The following is a 16140-nucleotide window of genomic DNA, read 5'->3' on the forward strand; positions in this document are numbered from 1 at the left end:
GCAATTTTGCAGGAGTGAATCCATTCGTGAAGGGCGGCGTGCCGCCCTGGTTGGTGCCTTGCTCGCGAAGCAGCCGCGAGGCGGTTCCGCTACAGCAATCCGCTGGGCGTCTTCAGTACATCCAGTTGCAGGCTCGTCTCACGGGACAACTCGCCATCTTCGCCGAACAGCACCATGCCTGAGCGGCCACGTGCCTTGACCTTGTACAGCGCCTGGTCAGCCGTCTGGTAGAGCCCAGCGAAATTCCTCGCATGCTGCGGGTAGAGCGCGATGCCGATACTGATGCTCACCGAAAGCTTTTCGGCGCCGTAGCACATCGGCGCTGCGAGCTCCTCCAGCAGGCGCTGGGCCAGTTTGCAGGCCTCGGCCTCGGCATCCGGCCCGCCGATCAGCACGGCGAACTCGTCACCGCCCAGGCGCGCTACCGCATCTCCGCCGCGGACGTGCTCGCGCAGGCGCCGACCGATGGTGCGTAGCATCTCGTCGCCGGCGTCATGACCGAATCGGTCATTGATGGGTTTGAAGTGGTCCAGGTCGATCAGCATCAGAGCGAGTTGCTCATCATGGCGCTTGGCGTTGGCCAGCGCCGACTCGGTGCGCTCGATCAGGTAGCGGCGGTTTGGCAGGTCGGTCAGGGCATCGTGGAAGGCGGCATGTTCAAGGGCGCGTTCACGCTCGCTGAGGCGCTGGTTGGCGGCCGCCAGCTCTGCGGTGCGCGTAGTGACCGCTGCCTGCAGTTCATCGGCGCTGGCCTGCATTTGCGCGAGGCGTGCGGCTTTCTCGCGATCGGCCTGTTCGAGGGCTGCGGCGCGCTCTTGCTTGAGCATCTGGATGCGGTAGGCCAGGGCGAAGGAGAACAGGATCGACTCGGCCGCAACGGCAACCGGGAACATGTAGGCGGTGAAGTTGATCGGCTGGATCAGGCCGGCGGCGCGCATGACTAGCACGGCGGTGCTGATCAGCACGGTGCCATAGCCGACCAGGTAGAAGCGCGCTGGAATGAAGCCCTGGCGCCAGCGGACCACTGCGCTGATCAGCGCAGTGGGCACGGTCACGATGGGCGTGATGGCGATCAGCAGGGCGCCCTCGGCGCGGTAGCCGAAGACATTGATCAGGATGGCGAGCGCGTAGAGCACGCAGGCCACGTTGAACAGGCGATCGGCCCACCGCAGGCCGCGGCGGGTATAGAGCAGCTCCTGGGTGAACCGCATCACGAAGATGCCCCAGAGCGAGGGCAGGGTAATGCGGTCCAGCCAGATCGGCACCGGGCGGTCCGGCCAGAAGTACTGGAAACCGTGGCCGGTCATGCTGAGGATGAACACCAACGCCGAGGCGGTGGCCAGCACGTACCAGAGATAGGCCTTGTCGCGCAGTGCTGCGAGGATGAACAGGTTGTAGAGGAAAAGCGCCAGGATGACCCCGTAGACCAGTCCGAAACCCAGGTTTTCGGTGGACTTCAGCTCTTTCAGGTCATCCGCCTGCCAGATCTTGAGGGGAAAGGAGTTGCCGGCCGGATCGTAGCTGCGGAAGTACAGGGTCAGGGGCTGGGCACCAATTTCCGGCAGCTTGAACAGCATGCGGCGGTAGGAATAGTCGCGGGTCTCGGCGAATGGCAGGACCTCGCTGCTCTCCCGTTTGCTCCAGCCACCGTTGCCGTCCGGCAGGAACAGGCTGACCCGATAGACCGTGATGCCGGCGTTCTCCAGCCACCATTGCGCAGGGGCATCGCCGCTGCGGCTGAGTTGCACCCGCACCCACCACGTGCTGCGGCTCTGGCCGACGGTGGCGCGGCCATCGGCCGGAACGAAGCGCTGCTGCACCTCCGGCTTGGCCATATCCCGGATATCCAGCGTGCCATCGGGGTCTTCCAGCAGGTCGATGGCCTCATTGAGCGTCGCGCCGCTGCTTTGGGGTGTCAGTTCAAAAGCTGCCTGGGATGGCAAGCCAAGGCCTAGCCAACAAAGGAGCAGGAAGAGGGACAGGATCGGACGTCGCACCGCACACGCTCCTTGTAAGTTATTTACTACTGCGGCCTGGCGGTTTGTAGGTCGGCCGAAGTATAGCGACCCGGAGAATCTGTGATCACTTTGTACGCGATTTCCTACAGCCTTGCATTCAGGCTTTGAGGAAACCTAGCGTCAGCGTCGGATTTGCTCAAAATTTGTGCTATATTCCGCGCCCCGTAAAAAAGCCCGCTGGTCAAAAAATATGCAAGCTGCGAAGCCGCTGTTCGACTATCCGAAGTACTGGGCCGAGTGTTTCGGTCCTGCACCCTTCCTGCCTATGAGCCGGGAAGAGATGGATCAGCTCGGCTGGGACTCCTGCGACATTATCATCGTGACCGGCGACGCCTACGTCGACCACCCGTCCTTCGGCATGGCCATCATCGGCCGCCTGCTGGAGGCCCAGGGCTTCCGCGTGGGCATTATTGCCCAGCCGGACTGGCGCTCGAAGGACGACTTCATGAAGCTCGGTGAGCCGAACCTGTTCTTCGGCGTGGCGGCGGGCAACATGGACTCCATGATCAACCGCTACACCGCGGACCGGAAGATCCGCTCCGACGATGCCTATACCCCCGGTGGCGTTGCCGGTAAGCGCCCGGACCGTGCAAGCCTGGTGTACAGCCAGCGTTGCAAGGAAGCCTATACCCACGTGCCGGTTGTGCTGGGCGGCATCGAGGCGTCCCTGCGCCGCATCGCCCACTACGACTACTGGCAAGACAAGGTGCGCCGCTCCATCCTCATGGATGCCACCGCCGATATCCTGCTCTACGGCAACGCCGAACGGGCCGTGGTGGAAATCGCCCAGCGCCTGTCCTGGGGTGAAAGCATCGACAGCATCACCGATGTGCGCGGCACCGCCTTCATCCGTCGTGACACGCCGACGGACTGGTTCGAGATCGACTCCACTCGCATCGACCGCCCCGGCCAGATCGACAAGATCATCAACCCCTACGTCAACACTCAGGATCTGCAGGCCTGCGCCATTGAGCAGGAGAAGGGCCCGGTCGAGGACCCCAATGAGGCCAAGGTGGTGCAATTGCTGCCCAACCCGCGCCTGACCCGCGACAAGACCGTGATCCGCCTGCCGTCCTTCGAGAAGGTACGCAACGACCCAGTGCTCTATGCCCACGCCAACCGCGTGCTGCATCTGGAGACCAACCCCGGCAACGCCCGCGCGCTGGTTCAGCGCCATGGCGACGTGGATGTGTGGTTCAACGCGCCGCCCATCCCGATGACGACCGAGGAAATGGACTACGTCTTCGGCATGCCCTACGCCCGCGTTCCGCACCCCGCATACGGCAAGGAGAAGATCCCGGCCTATGACATGATCCGCTTCTCGGTGAACATCATGCGGGGCTGCTTCGGTGGCTGTACGTTCTGCTCCATCACCGAGCACGAAGGCCGCATCATCCAGAACCGCTCGGAAGAGTCGATCATCCGCGAGATCGAGGAAATCCGTGACAAGGTGCCCGGCTTCACCGGCGTCATCTCCGACCTGGGTGGCCCGACCGCCAACATGTACCGGATTGCCTGCAAGAGCCCGGAGATCGAAAAGCACTGCCGCAAACCTTCGTGCGTGTGGCCGGGCATCTGCGAAAACCTCAATACCGACCACTCGGCGCTGATCCAGCTTTATCGATCCGCGCGTGCGCTGCCTGGCGTGAAGAAGATCCTCATCGCTTCCGGCCTGCGCTACGACCTGGCCGTGGAGTCGCCCGAGTACGTCAAGGAACTGGTGACCCACCACGTTGGCGGCTACCTGAAGATCGCCCCGGAACACACCGAGGAAGGGCCGCTGGGCAAGATGATGAAGCCCGGCATCGGTTCCTATGACCGCTTCAAGCAGATGTTCGAGAAGTACTCGAAGGAAGCGGGCAAGGAGCAGTACCTCATCCCGTACTTCATCGCCGCCCACCCCGGCACCACGGACGAGGACATGATGAACCTCGCCCTCTGGCTCAAGCGCAACGGCTTCCGCGCCGACCAGGTGCAGGCCTTCTACCCGTCGCCCATGGCCAGTGCTACCGCCATGTACCACTCGGGCAAAAACCCACTGCGCAAGGTCACGTACAAGAGCGAAGGCGTGAAAATCGTCAAGAGCGAGGAACAGCGCCGTTTGCACAAGGCCTTCCTGCGCTACCACGATCCGAAGAACTGGCCGATGCTGCGCGAGGCACTGGAGCGCATGGGCCGTGGCGACCTGATAGGCAATGGCAAGCACCAACTGATCCCGACCTACCAGCCGGCCACGGACGAGTACCACAGCGCCCGCCGCAAGAACTCCACGCCGGCCGGCAGCAACAAGGTCGGCAAGGTGCTCACCCAGCACACCGGCCTGCCGCCCCGCGCCAGCGATGGCAGCAAGCCCTGGGACAAACGCGAACAGGCCAAGGCAGCCGCTTTCGCTCGCAAGCAGGCCGAGAACAAGGCCGCGGCGTCCGAAAAGGGTGGCAAGAAGAAGCCCGCCAAGCGGCCAGTCGCGCCGCGCTGATGAAAACGCCAGCCTTCGCGCAGGCGTTTTCGTCTCTGCGCTCTCCGTAGGAGCGAGCTCTGCTCGCGAAGAGTCGTTCCGCAGGCTCTCTCCTGCGCTGTCGTCTGTCGGGTTCTTCCTACAAGATATTGTTTGGCACTATAGTGCCAAAATCATAAGAAGAACCCGGTACTGCCCATGCGCCCATTCTCCCTCCTGGCCCTTGCCATCCTGCTCGCCGGCTGTGGCGACCAGGCCGACTCCCCCGTTACTCACGCTGACTTCCAGAGGGACCTGCAGGCCCGCCTGATCAAGGCCAAACCCGGCTCCGTCATCGAAATTCCCGCCGGCAAATGGCAACTGGATCGTGGCCTGAGCCTCAAGGTCAGTGGCGTGACGCTCAAGGGGGCCGGAATGGACAAGACCATTCTCAGCTTCAAGGGCCAGAAGGCTGGTGCCGAAGGGCTGCTGGTGGACGCCTCGGACTTCACCATCGAAGACCTCGCACTGGAGGACAGCAAGGGTGACGCCCTCAAGGTGGTCGGTGGCAGGAACATCGTCATTCGCAATGTTCGCACCGAGTGGACCAACGGCCCGGCCACCGAGAATGGCGCCTACGGCATCTACCCGGTGCAGACCGAAAACACCCTGATCGAAGGCGTGGTTGCCATCGGCGCATCGGATGCCGGCATCTACGTCGGTCAATCGCGCAACGTGGTGGTACGCAATAGCCGCGCCGAACGTAATGTCGCCGGCATCGAGATCGAGAACACCATTGGTGCCGACGTCTATGACAACGTCGCCACGGGCAATACCGGCGGCATCCTGGTGTTCAACATGCCCAACCTTCAGCAGCCTGGACATGGCACGCGCATCTATCGCAACCGGGTCGAGGGCAACAACCACGACAACTTCGGCCACAAGGGCACACCGGTGGCCAGCGTGCCCGCTGGCTCCGGCGTGGTAATCAACTCCAACGACGATGTGGAAATCTTCGACAACGACATCGGCAACCATCGCACCGCCAACGTCATCGTCAGCAGCTACTTCAGCACCGGCTACAGCGACCTCTCTACCACCAGCGACTTCGACCCCTACCCGGAGCGCATCGCTATCCACGGCAATCGCTTCGGGCCCGGCGGCGACAGCCCCGACCACCTCGAACTGAAAGCCCTCAAGGTCGCCAAGTTCGGTCTCAATGGCCGCCTGCCAGACATCCTCTGGGACGGTTACGTGAACCCGGCGCGGCTGGTGGATGGCAAGTTGCCGGTGGAGTTGGGCATCTGCGTCGACAACGGCGCAGCAACCCTGGTCAACGTCGACGGGCCCAACAACTTCAAAAACATCAGCACCGACATGGCCAACCACCGCTGCACGCTGCCACCGCTGCCGGAAGTGATCCTCGCCGCGGCGGGGCAGGGGGCATGAGGGCAGCGCTGTGTCTGGCGTTCCTGCTGCTGTCCGGCTGTGGCCAGCAGCAGGAGCCGCTTTACCTGCCCGACGGCGAGAGCTACCCGGAAAAGCTCAGTGGCTGGGGCATGCTGCAACGCGCCGATGGCCAGCTGCAGCCCGCAGCAGAGGCGCTGGCCTACGACCTGAATACGCCGCTGTTCAGCGACTACGCCCACAAGTTGCGCACCTTATGGCTGCCGCCGGGCCAGGCCGCCCGCTATGGCGAGCAGCATCTCGAATTCCCCGTCGGCACGGTGCTGACCAAGACGTTCTACTACCCGAAGGATGAGCAGGGCCGCCTGCTGAAGAACACCCGCGATGATCGCGATCCGGTCAAGGGGCTGGACCTGGCCACGGTGTGGCTGGTGGAAACCCGTGTTTTGCTGCGCCAGCAGCAGGGTTGGGTAGCGCTCCCCTATGTCTGGGATGAGGCGCAGAGGGAGGCGAACCTGGAGTGGGCCGGTGCCAGCACTGCGCTTGAACTGCGCGATGAGCAGGGCGGTTCACTGCAGGTGGACTACCAGGTTCCCGACGCCAACCAGTGCGCCGGCTGTCATGAGGAAAACCACGGTGAAGGCCTGCGGCCCCTGGGACCGAAAGCGCGCCATCTGAATCGCGACCTGGCCTATCCGGAGGCTGTGGAAAACCAGCTGCAACACTGGCAGCGCAAGGGCTTGCTCCAGGGACTGCCAGCGTCGGAGAGCATTCCGCGCAATGCCCTGGCCAGCGCTCCCCGTGAAGGGGAGGACCTGGAGAGGCAGGCGCGCAGCTACCTCGATATCAATTGCGCCCACTGCCATAACCCCAAGGGGCCGGCGCGCACTTCTGGCCTCTACCTCGATCCCGCCACACCGCTCGGCATTCCCTATGGGCTCTGCAAGCAGCCTGTCGCGGCCGGCAAAGGTTCTGGCGACCGACTGGTGGATATCCACCCTGGCCAGCCGGACGCCTCGGTGCTGATCTACCGTGTCGAGAGCACCGACCCCAGCGTGATGATGCCGGAGCTGGGACGTTCCACTGCCCATGGGGAAGGGGTGGAGCTGCTGAGACGCTGGATAGCCGGTTTACCGGGAGGGTGCTGAGCGGGGGCGTTTTCCCCTGTAGGGGGGAGCTCATTCGCCAAGCAGTCCGAAGGGCTGCCCGTGGGTGCCGATTGGAGGCAGCTGCGCCGCCCTTGGCGAATGAATTCGCCCCTACAAAGAGCATGTAGCCGCGTTCACCTGGATGTAGTCGCTTATACCCAATCGGCCTAAGCAGCCTGATGCGAATTCCCTTCTCCTTCATCTTCGGCCGCTAGGCTTGAATCTCACCTGTTGGCCCGCCGCGAACCATTTTTGTGCGGCCGGGTCATCCAGGTGCGAAGGTGGCCCTTTTCCGGTGCTCGGAAGGGCCGAAAACCGTTGGTTCGGGGGCTGGCACAAGTCTTGCGCGACTCCCGCTATCGCCCAGGCTCGCAGGAGGCACGCCGTGTCGATTCATGTCGCACTGCATCACGTCACCCACTATCGCTACGATCGTGCGGTCAATCTCGGCCCGCAGATCATCCGCTTGCGGCCGGCGCCCCACAGCCGCTCGCGCATCCTCGGCTATTCGTTGAAAGTGGCGCCGGGCAAGCATTTCATCAACTGGCAGCAAGACCCCCAGGGCAACTACCTGGCGCGCCTGGTGTTCCCGGAAAAGACCCGCGAACTGAAAGTGGAAGTGGACCTGGTCGCCGAAATGGCGGTGTTCAATCCCTTCGACTTCTTCCTTGAGCCCTACGCCGAGCAGATTCCCTTCAGCTACACGGCCGATGACCGGCGTGAGCTGGCGCCCTACCTCAGTTGCCTGCCCGCCACCCCGCTATTCGCTGACTACCTGGCACGCATCGATCTCACCCCGAAGGGCAGTGTCGACTTCCTGGTGGCGATCAACCAGCAGCTTTCCAGGGACATCCGCTACCTGATCCGCATGGAGCCAGGGGTGCAGGCGCCGGAGGAAAGCCTGGCGAAGGCTTCCGGCTCCTGTCGCGATTCCGCCTGGCTGCTGGTGCAGCTGCTGCGCCACCTGGGCCTGGCCGCACGCTTCGTCTCCGGCTACCTGATCCAGCTCACCGCCGACCAGAAGTCCCTCGACGGCCCAAGCGGTACGGAGGTCGACTTCACCGACCTGCACGCCTGGTGCGAGGTTTACCTACCGGGTGCCGGCTGGGTCGGCCTGGACCCCACCTCTGGCTTGTTCGCCGGTGAAGGCCATATACCGCTGGCCTGCAGCCCGGAGCCGACCTCCGCAGCGCCAATCAGCGGTGGCGTGGATGAGTGCGAGTGCGAGTTTTCCCACGACATGCGCATCGAACGGGTCTGGGAAGCGCCTCGGGTGACCAAGCCCTACAGCGATGAACAGTGGCAGTCCATCCGTGAGCTTGGCGCGCGCATCGACGCCGACCTCGCCGCGGGCGACGTGCGCCTGACCATGGGCGGCGAGCCCACCTTCATCGCCATCGACTACCCCGACGATCCGGAGTGGAACACGGCTGCACTGGGGACCAACAAGCGCCGCCTGGCCGCCGAACTGTTCCACCGCCTGCGCAGGCACTATGCGCCGAGCGGCCTGGTGCACTTCGGCCAGGGGAAGTGGTACCCCGGCGAGCAACTACCGCGCTGGTCGCTGAACTGCTTCTGGCGCAAGGACGGCGAGCCCATCTGGCAGAACCCGACGCTCTACGCCGATGAAAGCCGCGACTATGGCGCAGATGCCCATATCGCGGCTCGATTCCTCCGTCGGGTAGCCAATCGGTTGGGCGTGTCGGGAGACAACCAGTTCCCGGCCTTCGAGGACTGGTTCTACTACCTCTGGCGCGAGCGTAAGCTGCCCGGCAATGTCACCCCGGAAGATTCCCGCTTGGCCGACCCGCTGGAGCGCGAGCGTCTGCGCCGGGTGTTCGAACGCGGCCTGGGTGAAGTCGTCGGGCAAGTGCTGCCGCTGGCGCGGAGCGCCGCCGGAGATGCCTGGGAAAGTGGCCGCTGGTTCCTGCGCGACGAGCACTGCCGCCTGATTCCCGGCGATTCCGCCATGGGCTATCGCCTGCCGCTGGATTCCCAGCCCTGGGTCAGCGAGGCGGACTATCCCTACGTGAATCCGGCCGATCCCGGCCAGCAGTTCCCGCCGCTGCGCCGCGCCGCGCTGATCCGCCAGCAATTGCGTGACGACGTGTCGGCTGCCCATGGCGACGCTCGCGAACCGCACCTGCATCAGTCCGCCGCTGGCATCACTCGCACCGCCCTTTGCGCCGAACCCCGCGAAGGTCGTCTCTACCTGTTCATGCCGCCGCTTTCCGAGCTGGAGTCCTACCTGGAGCTGGTGGCCGCCATCGAAGCCACGGCCGGTGAGCTGAATTGCCCGGTGCTGCTGGAAGGCTACGAGCCACCCGGCGACCCACGCCTGACCAACTTCCGCGTCACCCCCGATCCGGGCGTGATCGAAGTGAATATCCACCCCTCGGCCAACTGGGACGAGCTGGTGGAACGCACCGAATTCCTCTACGAGGCGGCCCGCCAGAGCCGGTTGTCCAGCGAGAAGTTCATGGTCGATGGACGCCACGTCGGCACCGGCGGTGGCAACCACTTCGTCCTCGGTGGCGCCACGCCAGCGGATTCTCCCTTCCTGCGCCGTCCGGACCTGCTGCGCAGCCTGATCAGCTACTGGCACAACCACCCTTCGCTGTCCTACCTGTTCTCCGGCCTGTTCATCGGCCCGACCTCGCAGGCGCCGCGAGTGGACGAGGCACGCAACGACGCCCTCTACGAACTGGAAATCGCCTTCGCCCAGATGCCCCAGCCCGGAACCGACTGCCCGCCCTGGCTGGTGGACCGGCTGCTGCGCAATCTGTTGGTGGATGTCTCCGGCAATACACACCGCGCGGAATTCTGCATCGACAAGCTCTATTCGCCGGACAGCAGCAGCGGACGCTTGGGCCTGCTGGAGCTGCGTGCCTTCGAAATGCCGCCCCATGCGCGTATGAGCCTGGCTCAGCAGCTGCTGTTGCGCGGGATGGTGGCGCGTTTCTGGAACGATCCTTATCAGCCACCGAAGCTGGTGCGCTGGGGCACTGAGCTGCATGACCGCTTCCTGCTGCCGCACTTTGTCCAGCAGGATTTCGAGGACGTGGTCCACGAGTTCAACGCCGCCGGCTATCCACTGCGCAGCGAATGGTTCGCCCCGCACTTCGAGTTCCGCTTCCCCAAGTACGGCGACTACCAGGTCAAGGGGATCGACCTCGAGCTGCGCCAGGCGCTGGAGCCCTGGCACGTACTGGGCGAGGAGGGCTCCGCCGGCAGCACCGTGCGCTATGTGGATTCGTCACTGGAGCGGGTGCAGGTCAAGGTCAGCGGCATGGCGCCGGATCGCTACGTGCTGACCTGCAATGGTGAGCCGGTACCGCTGCGGCCCACCGGGCGGGGCGGTGAGTTCGTCGCCGGCGTGCGCTACCGCGCGTGGCAGCCTGCCGCCTGCCTGCAACCGACCATCGGTGTGCAGGTGCCCCTGGTGTTCGATCTGGTGGATACCTGGATGCAGCGCTCCCTGGGCGGCTGCCAGTACCATGTTGCCCATCCGGGTGGGCGCAGCTACGACAGCTTCCCGGTGAACGCCTACGAGGCCGAAAGCCGGCGCCTTGTGCGCTTCTTCCGTCACGGACATACACCAGGCAAGCTGCAGGTCGGCCAACCTGTGCTCGATGACGAACTGCCGATGACCCTGGATTTGCGCCGCCCTTAGTTTCAGGCGGTATGTGCGTCGCCCCGGCCGACGGTACAGCGGCCGGGCGTCGCGCTGTCCGCTAAAGTTTCACTGCCGCCCATCTGCCGAGTCCCTTGATGTCCGAGCTGCTAGCCAACTATCCCCTGACCGCCACGGCCTACCACGAACTGCTGGATGCCGAGGGCCAGGTGCGTCCCCATTGGCAACGCCTTTTCCAGCAGATCGAGCGCAGCAGTCCGGCGCAGATGCAGCAGCGCCAGGAACTGCTGGCGCGGCAGATCCAGGAGAACGGCGTCACCTACAACGTGTACGCCGATCCCAAGGGCACCGACCGCCCATGGGAGCTGGACCTGTTGCCCAACCTGCTCTCGGCCGAGGAATGGCAGCCCATCGCCGCAGGCGTGGCCCAGCGTGCGCGCTTGCTCAATGCCGTGCTCGCTGACCTCTACGGCGGGCAGCACCTGCTGGCCGAAGGGCTGTTGCCCAGCGAGCTGGTCTATGGCCATCCCAACTTCCTCTGGCCCTGTCAGGGTGTGCAGCCGCCTGGCGGCATATTCCTGCACAGCTATGCAGTGGACCTCGCCCGGGATGCCGATGGCCGCTGGCATGTGCTGGCCGATCGCACCCAGGCGCCGTCCGGTGCCGGCTACGCGCTGGAAAACCGGCAAATCGTGTCCCGTGCACTGCCGGAGCTTTATCGCGACCTGCGCGTGCAATACCTCGCCGGCTACTTCCGCACCCTGCAAGAAACCTTGATCCGCCAGGCGCCCAGCGATGGGGAGACGCCGCTCGTGGTACTGCTCACCCCGGGGCGCTTCAACGAGACCTATTTCGAACACCTCTACCTGGCCCGCCAGCTTGGTTTCCCGTTGGTGGAGGGTCACGACCTGACGGTGCGCGACGCCACCCTCTACCTCAAGACGCTCGGCGGCCTGAAGCGCGTTCACGCCGTGTTGCGCCGCCTCGACGACGACTACTGCGATCCGCTGGAACTGCGCACTGATTCGGCCCTTGGGGTGCCGGGCCTGCTGGATGCGGTTCGCCAGGGGCGGGTGCTGGTGGCCAATGCCCTGGGCAGTGGCGTGCTGGAGTCGCCGGGTTTGCTGGGCTTCCTCCCGAAAGTCAGCCAGCGCCTGCTCGGCGAGGAGCTGCTGCTGCCAACCGTCGGCACCTGGTGGTGCGGCCAGGGGCAGGTGCTGAGCAAGTCCCCGGACGGCCTGGCTGGATTGGTGATCAAGCCGGCCTTTCCCAGCCAGAGCTTCGAACCGCTGTTCGGCCACGCGCTAGAAGACGGTGCGCTACTGGCGTTGCGCAAGCGCCTGCAGGCCCATCCCCACGCCTATGTCGCCCAGCGCATGGCGCAGCTTTCCCAGGCTCCGGTCTGGCAGGGCGATGAAGAAGGTGGCGAGCTGCACTCGCGGGCCATCGGTATGCGCGTGTTCGCCGTGGCAGGCGCAGACGGTAGCTACTGGGTGATGCCTGGAGGGTTGACGCGGGTGGCCTCGGAGGCCGATGCCGAAGTGGTATCCATGCAGCGCGGCGGTGCCAGCAAGGACACCTGGGTGCTGGCCGACCTGCCAGTGGTGGGCGAGCCGTTGCGGCCACGCACCATCGGCGCGCGCGACCTGATCCGTCAGGACCCCTATCTGCCGTCGCGGGTGGTGGAGAACCTCTACTGGTTCGGCCGCTACGGCGAGCGCTGCGACGATGGCGCGCGGCTGTTGCGGGTGGTGCTGTCGCGCTATGTGGACGCCGACGGCGACGAGCAGGCATTGCGCTCGGCACTACAACTGGCCGGCGCCATCGGCCTCGTGCCTGTCGGCAAGGAGCCCCTGGAGCAGCGCCTGCTGGCGGCTCTGCTGGACGACGAATGGCCGAGCAGCGTCAGTGCGAACCTGCGCCGCCTGCACTGGGCCGCGGCTCAGGTGCGTGGCCGGTTGTCGCGGGAGAACTGGCACGCGGTGCTGGAACTGCACCGCGAGGCACAGGCCCTGGACCCGAAACGTACCGATCTCGGCGAGGCAATGGAGTTCCTCAATCGCCTGCTGATGTCCCTGGCGGCGCTGTCCGGCTTCGCCCTGGACGACATGACCCGTGACGATGGCTGGCGCTTCCTGATGATCGGCAGGCGTATCGAGCGGGTGCAGTTCTACGCCGACGCCATTGCCGGCTTCCTCGAAGGAGGCGCTTCCTGGGACCAGGGCGCCCTGGAGTGGTTGCTGGAGCTGGGCAACAGCACCATCACCTACCGTTCGCGCTACCTGGCATCGCCGCAGTTGATCCCGGTGCTCGACCTGCTCCTGCTGCATGACCAGAATCCCCATGCCCTGCGCTTCCAGCTGCAGGCGCTGGAACGTTCCCTCGGGCGCTTGCACCAGGAATTCGGTGCGCCACAGGAACTGGTGCTGAGCGGGTTGATCGGACGCCTGTTGGCTTTCGACCTGGCCACCCTCGAAGACCCTCTGTTCGGCAGCGAAAGCCTGGCCGAGGTGCTGGCCGGCCTGGCGGGACTGCTGCGGGATATCGCACAGAACGTCGGGCAGGTCTCCGATCGTCTCGGATTGCGCTATTTTGCCCACGTCGACGACGTCAGCCAGCAAACGGTATCCACCTGATGCGCGCACAAGCCCAATCCATCGCCCCCGTGCAGAGCGCCCGCTACCAGGTGTTCCACGACACCCACTACCGCTATTCGGCGCCGGTGTCGCTGTCCCAGCAGCTGCTGCATCTCTGGCCGCGAGATTGCGCCTGGCAGCTGTGCGGCGGGCAGCAGCTGCTGATCGACCCCGAGCCCACACTGCGCCAAGACCTCACTGACGTTTTCGGCAACCCGCTGACGCGCCTGGCCTTCGAGCGGCCCCATGACGAACTGCAGGTCAATGCCCGCCTGCAGATCGAAGTCCTGCCCCACGCGCCGCTGGACCTTGCCGCCTCGCCGGCCTGGGAGCATGTGCCGGCCGCTCTAAGCTTCACCGGCCGCGCCCTGTCGCCCATCGAGCTGGATGCCTGCCGCTATCGCGTCGAGTCGCCCTATGTGCGCATCAAGCGTCAATTCGCCGAGTTCGCTGCGGGCTGTTTTCCGGCTGGGCGACCCTTGCTGCAGGGCACGGCGGCGCTGATGGAGAAGATCTTCAGCGAATTCGCCTTCGATGCCGAAGCGACCCAGGTGGCGACGCCGCTGACCGAGGTGCTGGAGCGCCGTCGCGGGGTTTGCCAGGACTTCGCGCACCTGATGCTGGCCTGCCTGCGCTCCCGTGGGCTGGCGGCGCGCTACGTCAGTGGCTACCTGCTAACCCAGCCGCCGCCCGGCCAGCCCCGCCTGATCGGCGCAGACGCCTCGCACGCCTGGGTATCGGTCTATTGCCCGCGCAATGGCTGGGTGGACTTCGACCCCACCAACAACATCCTGCCCAACCTGGAGCACATCACCCTGGCATGGGGCCGCGACTTCTCCGATGTCTCGCCCTTGCGCGGTGTCATCCTCGGCGGTGGCAGCCACGACCCCGAAGTACGGGTCACCGTCATGCCCCTTTGGGAAATGGCCGTCTGAAACCCGCCTAGGTTGGTCCGAGCCCCGCGAGGCCCAACGTAGTGCTCCATCTCAGGCAGCGCATTGTTGGGTTTCCTACCTCTGCGGAACGCCGCCCGACCCAACCTGCGGGACTGTGCCGGGCGAGCACTTTGCCGGCGCCGTGCTAGCTTTTTCGGAGCCACTTCTCTCCTGCAAGGTGCTTTGCCATGGATGAAACAACCATCGTCAATGTGGGGACCGAGAAGGTCAGCGCGTTTATGACCACGGTCATGCAGTACGCCACTACCTTCGGCGTCAAGATTCTCGCGGCCATCGCCTTCTGGGTGGTCGGTCGCTGGCTCATCGGTTTTGCGGTTGGCCTGGTCCAGCGCTCCCTGGAACGACAGAAAGTGGACCCGACGGTGCTGCGCTACGTCGGCTCGTTCATCACCGTCACCCTGAACGTCCTCCTGGTGGTGGGCATCCTCGGCTTCTTCGGCATACAGACCACCAGCCTCGCGGCATTGATTGCGGCGGTCGGCCTGGCCATCGGCATGGCCTGGTCGGGGCTGCTGGCCAATCTGGCAGCAGGCGGTTTCATCATCGTCCTGCGGCCGTTCAAGGTGGGCGACATGATCAGCGCAGGCGGTGTGACCGGCACGGTGAAGGAGATCGGTCTGTTCGCAACCGCGATCAACACCCCGGACAACGTGATGACCCTGGTGGGCAACAACAAGATCTTCAGCGACAACATCCAGAACTTCAGCCACAACGAGTTCCGCCGGGTGGAGCTGAAAGCCCAGCTCTCCGGTGCTGCCGATTGGCAAGCTGCCGCAGCCGTTCTCAAGGCGCGCATCGCTGCCATCCCCAATGTGCTCACCGAGCCTCCGGTGGATGTGGAAATCCTCGAGTTCAACCTGGTGGGGCCGGTACTGGCGGTGCGGCCTTATTGCCACAACGACAACTACTGGCAGGTGTATTTCGATACCAACCGCACCATCAAGGAGGCCCTGGGCACGGACTTCCCTGCACCAATGCCGGCGCAGACCATCATCGTCCAGCAGCCGCAGGGATAACCACTTACTGCCCCCCCTCTCCCTTTGGGAGAGGGTTGGGGTGAGGCTAGTCAGATGGGCCGGAATCAGTCCTTGCGCAGATGCAGGATCGGGAACGGCTTACCCGAACCATCCACTTCCGAGCGGTCGTACTGCACGAAACCCAGGCGCAGATAGAAACCCACGGCCTGCGGGTTCTGTTCGTTCACGTCGACGCTGCGTGCGCCTAGCGCCATCGCGCGCTCCATCAGTGCGCGGCCAATGCCCCGGCCATGCCGGGCTGGATCGACGAAGAGCATTTCCACCCTGTCCCCGACGCTGCCAATGAAGCCGGCGATCTGTCCGTCGGCACTGCGCAGACAGGCCAGCTGTACCGAGTCCAGGTAGGCGTCGCGCACCAGTGGCTTGAAGAACTGGATGTCGTCCTCGGTGAGAAAGTCATGGGTGGCGCGCACAGCGTCTTCCCAGATTTCGACCAGTCGCTGGCGGTCGGCCGGGGAAAGGGTGTTCAGGGTTTCGACTGCGATAACCATCCATGTCACCAGTGATGTTTGGCCCGGTTCCATCTGTAGAGCAGGCGGGCGAATATCTTGTAGGCGAGCTGTGCAAGGCCGTGGATCAACGGCAGGGAGAACAGTCGGGCTTTCCAGCGTTCCCCTGGCGAGTGGCGCCAGAGCACGATGAAGGCATCCACGCCCATGCGCTTGATGCCCTGCTCGTCCACAAGGTGCAGGCGCTCGCGGACGTATTCGAGGTTTTCGCCGATTTCGTCCACTGAACTGTTGTCCTGATGGACATCGGCCCATTCCACCTGGCAGGCGGTGGTCTTGCCTTTCTGGCCTTCGATTCCGGCCTTGCACACCGGGCACGCGCTGTTGAAGTAGACCTTGATCCGCTCTTCGCCTTCCATGG

General features: G+C 64.5%; 10 protein-coding genes. 7 read left to right on the forward strand and 3 right to left on the reverse strand.

Annotated elements, in window-relative coordinates; translation table 11 throughout:
• Nucleotides 1–89: 89 nt before the first annotated feature.
• Nucleotides 90–1997, reverse strand: coding sequence for a diguanylate cyclase (locus tag D6Z43_RS22600; protein ID WP_120654255.1), 1908 nt, complete (start codon nucleotides 1995–1997; stop codon nucleotides 90–92).
• A 211-nt stretch (nucleotides 1998–2208) separates the two neighbouring features.
• Between D6Z43_RS22600 and D6Z43_RS22605 the strand changes: the two genes are divergently transcribed.
• The 7 genes from D6Z43_RS22605 (at nucleotide 2209) to D6Z43_RS22635 (ending at nucleotide 15249) form a co-directional block, all read left to right on the forward strand.
• Nucleotides 2209–4494 carry a YgiQ family radical SAM protein gene (locus D6Z43_RS22605; protein WP_120654256.1) on the forward strand — a complete coding sequence of 762 codons (2286 nt, stop codon included), beginning with the start codon at nucleotides 2209–2211 and terminating at the stop codon, nucleotides 4492–4494.
• Nucleotides 4495–4671: 177 nt separating this feature from the next.
• Nucleotides 4672–5901, forward strand: a complete 1230-nt coding sequence (locus tag D6Z43_RS22610) for a parallel beta-helix domain-containing protein (RefSeq protein WP_120654257.1) — start codon at nucleotides 4672–4674, stop codon at nucleotides 5899–5901.
• Nucleotides 5898–7007, forward strand: coding sequence for an SO2930 family diheme c-type cytochrome (locus D6Z43_RS22615; RefSeq protein ID WP_120654258.1), 1110 nt, complete (start codon nucleotides 5898–5900; stop codon nucleotides 7005–7007). The genes D6Z43_RS22610 and D6Z43_RS22615 overlap by 4 nt, the downstream gene beginning before the upstream one ends.
• 385 nt (nucleotides 7008–7392) lie before the next feature.
• Complete coding sequence (locus D6Z43_RS22620; RefSeq protein WP_120654259.1) at nucleotides 7393–10680, forward strand: DUF2126 domain-containing protein; 3288 nt, start codon at nucleotides 7393–7395, stop codon at nucleotides 10678–10680.
• A gap of 98 nt (nucleotides 10681–10778) precedes the next feature.
• Entirely contained in the window at nucleotides 10779–13277 is a 2499-nt protein-coding gene (locus D6Z43_RS22625; protein WP_120654260.1) for a circularly permuted type 2 ATP-grasp protein, read from the forward strand.
• Nucleotides 13277–14212, forward strand: coding sequence for a transglutaminase family protein (locus D6Z43_RS22630; protein ID WP_120654261.1), 936 nt, complete (start codon nucleotides 13277–13279; stop codon nucleotides 14210–14212). Before D6Z43_RS22625 ends, D6Z43_RS22630 begins: the two co-directional genes overlap by 1 nt.
• Nucleotides 14213–14400: 188 nt before the next feature.
• The gene (locus D6Z43_RS22635) at nucleotides 14401–15249 is read left to right on the forward strand and encodes a mechanosensitive ion channel family protein (protein WP_120654262.1); all 849 of its coding nucleotides are present in this window, start codon (nucleotides 14401–14403) and stop codon (nucleotides 15247–15249) included.
• A gap of 65 nt (nucleotides 15250–15314) precedes the next feature.
• Here D6Z43_RS22635 and D6Z43_RS22640 read toward each other — a convergent pair whose 3' ends face one another.
• Together D6Z43_RS22640 and D6Z43_RS22645 are read right to left on the reverse strand one after the other, a co-directional pair.
• The gene (locus D6Z43_RS22640) at nucleotides 15315–15761 is read right to left on the reverse strand and encodes a GNAT family N-acetyltransferase (protein ID WP_120654263.1); all 447 of its coding nucleotides are present in this window, start codon (nucleotides 15759–15761) and stop codon (nucleotides 15315–15317) included.
• A 5-nt stretch (nucleotides 15762–15766) separates the two neighbouring features.
• Nucleotides 15767–16138 (reverse strand): DUF393 domain-containing protein, encoded by a 372-nt coding sequence (locus tag D6Z43_RS22645; protein ID WP_120654264.1) that lies wholly within the window; start codon nucleotides 16136–16138, stop codon nucleotides 15767–15769.
• Nucleotides 16139–16140 lie beyond the last annotated feature (2 nt).

The organism is Pseudomonas sp. DY-1 (genome assembly GCF_003626975.1).
GTDB lineage: Bacteria > Pseudomonadota > Gammaproteobacteria > Pseudomonadales > Pseudomonadaceae > Metapseudomonas.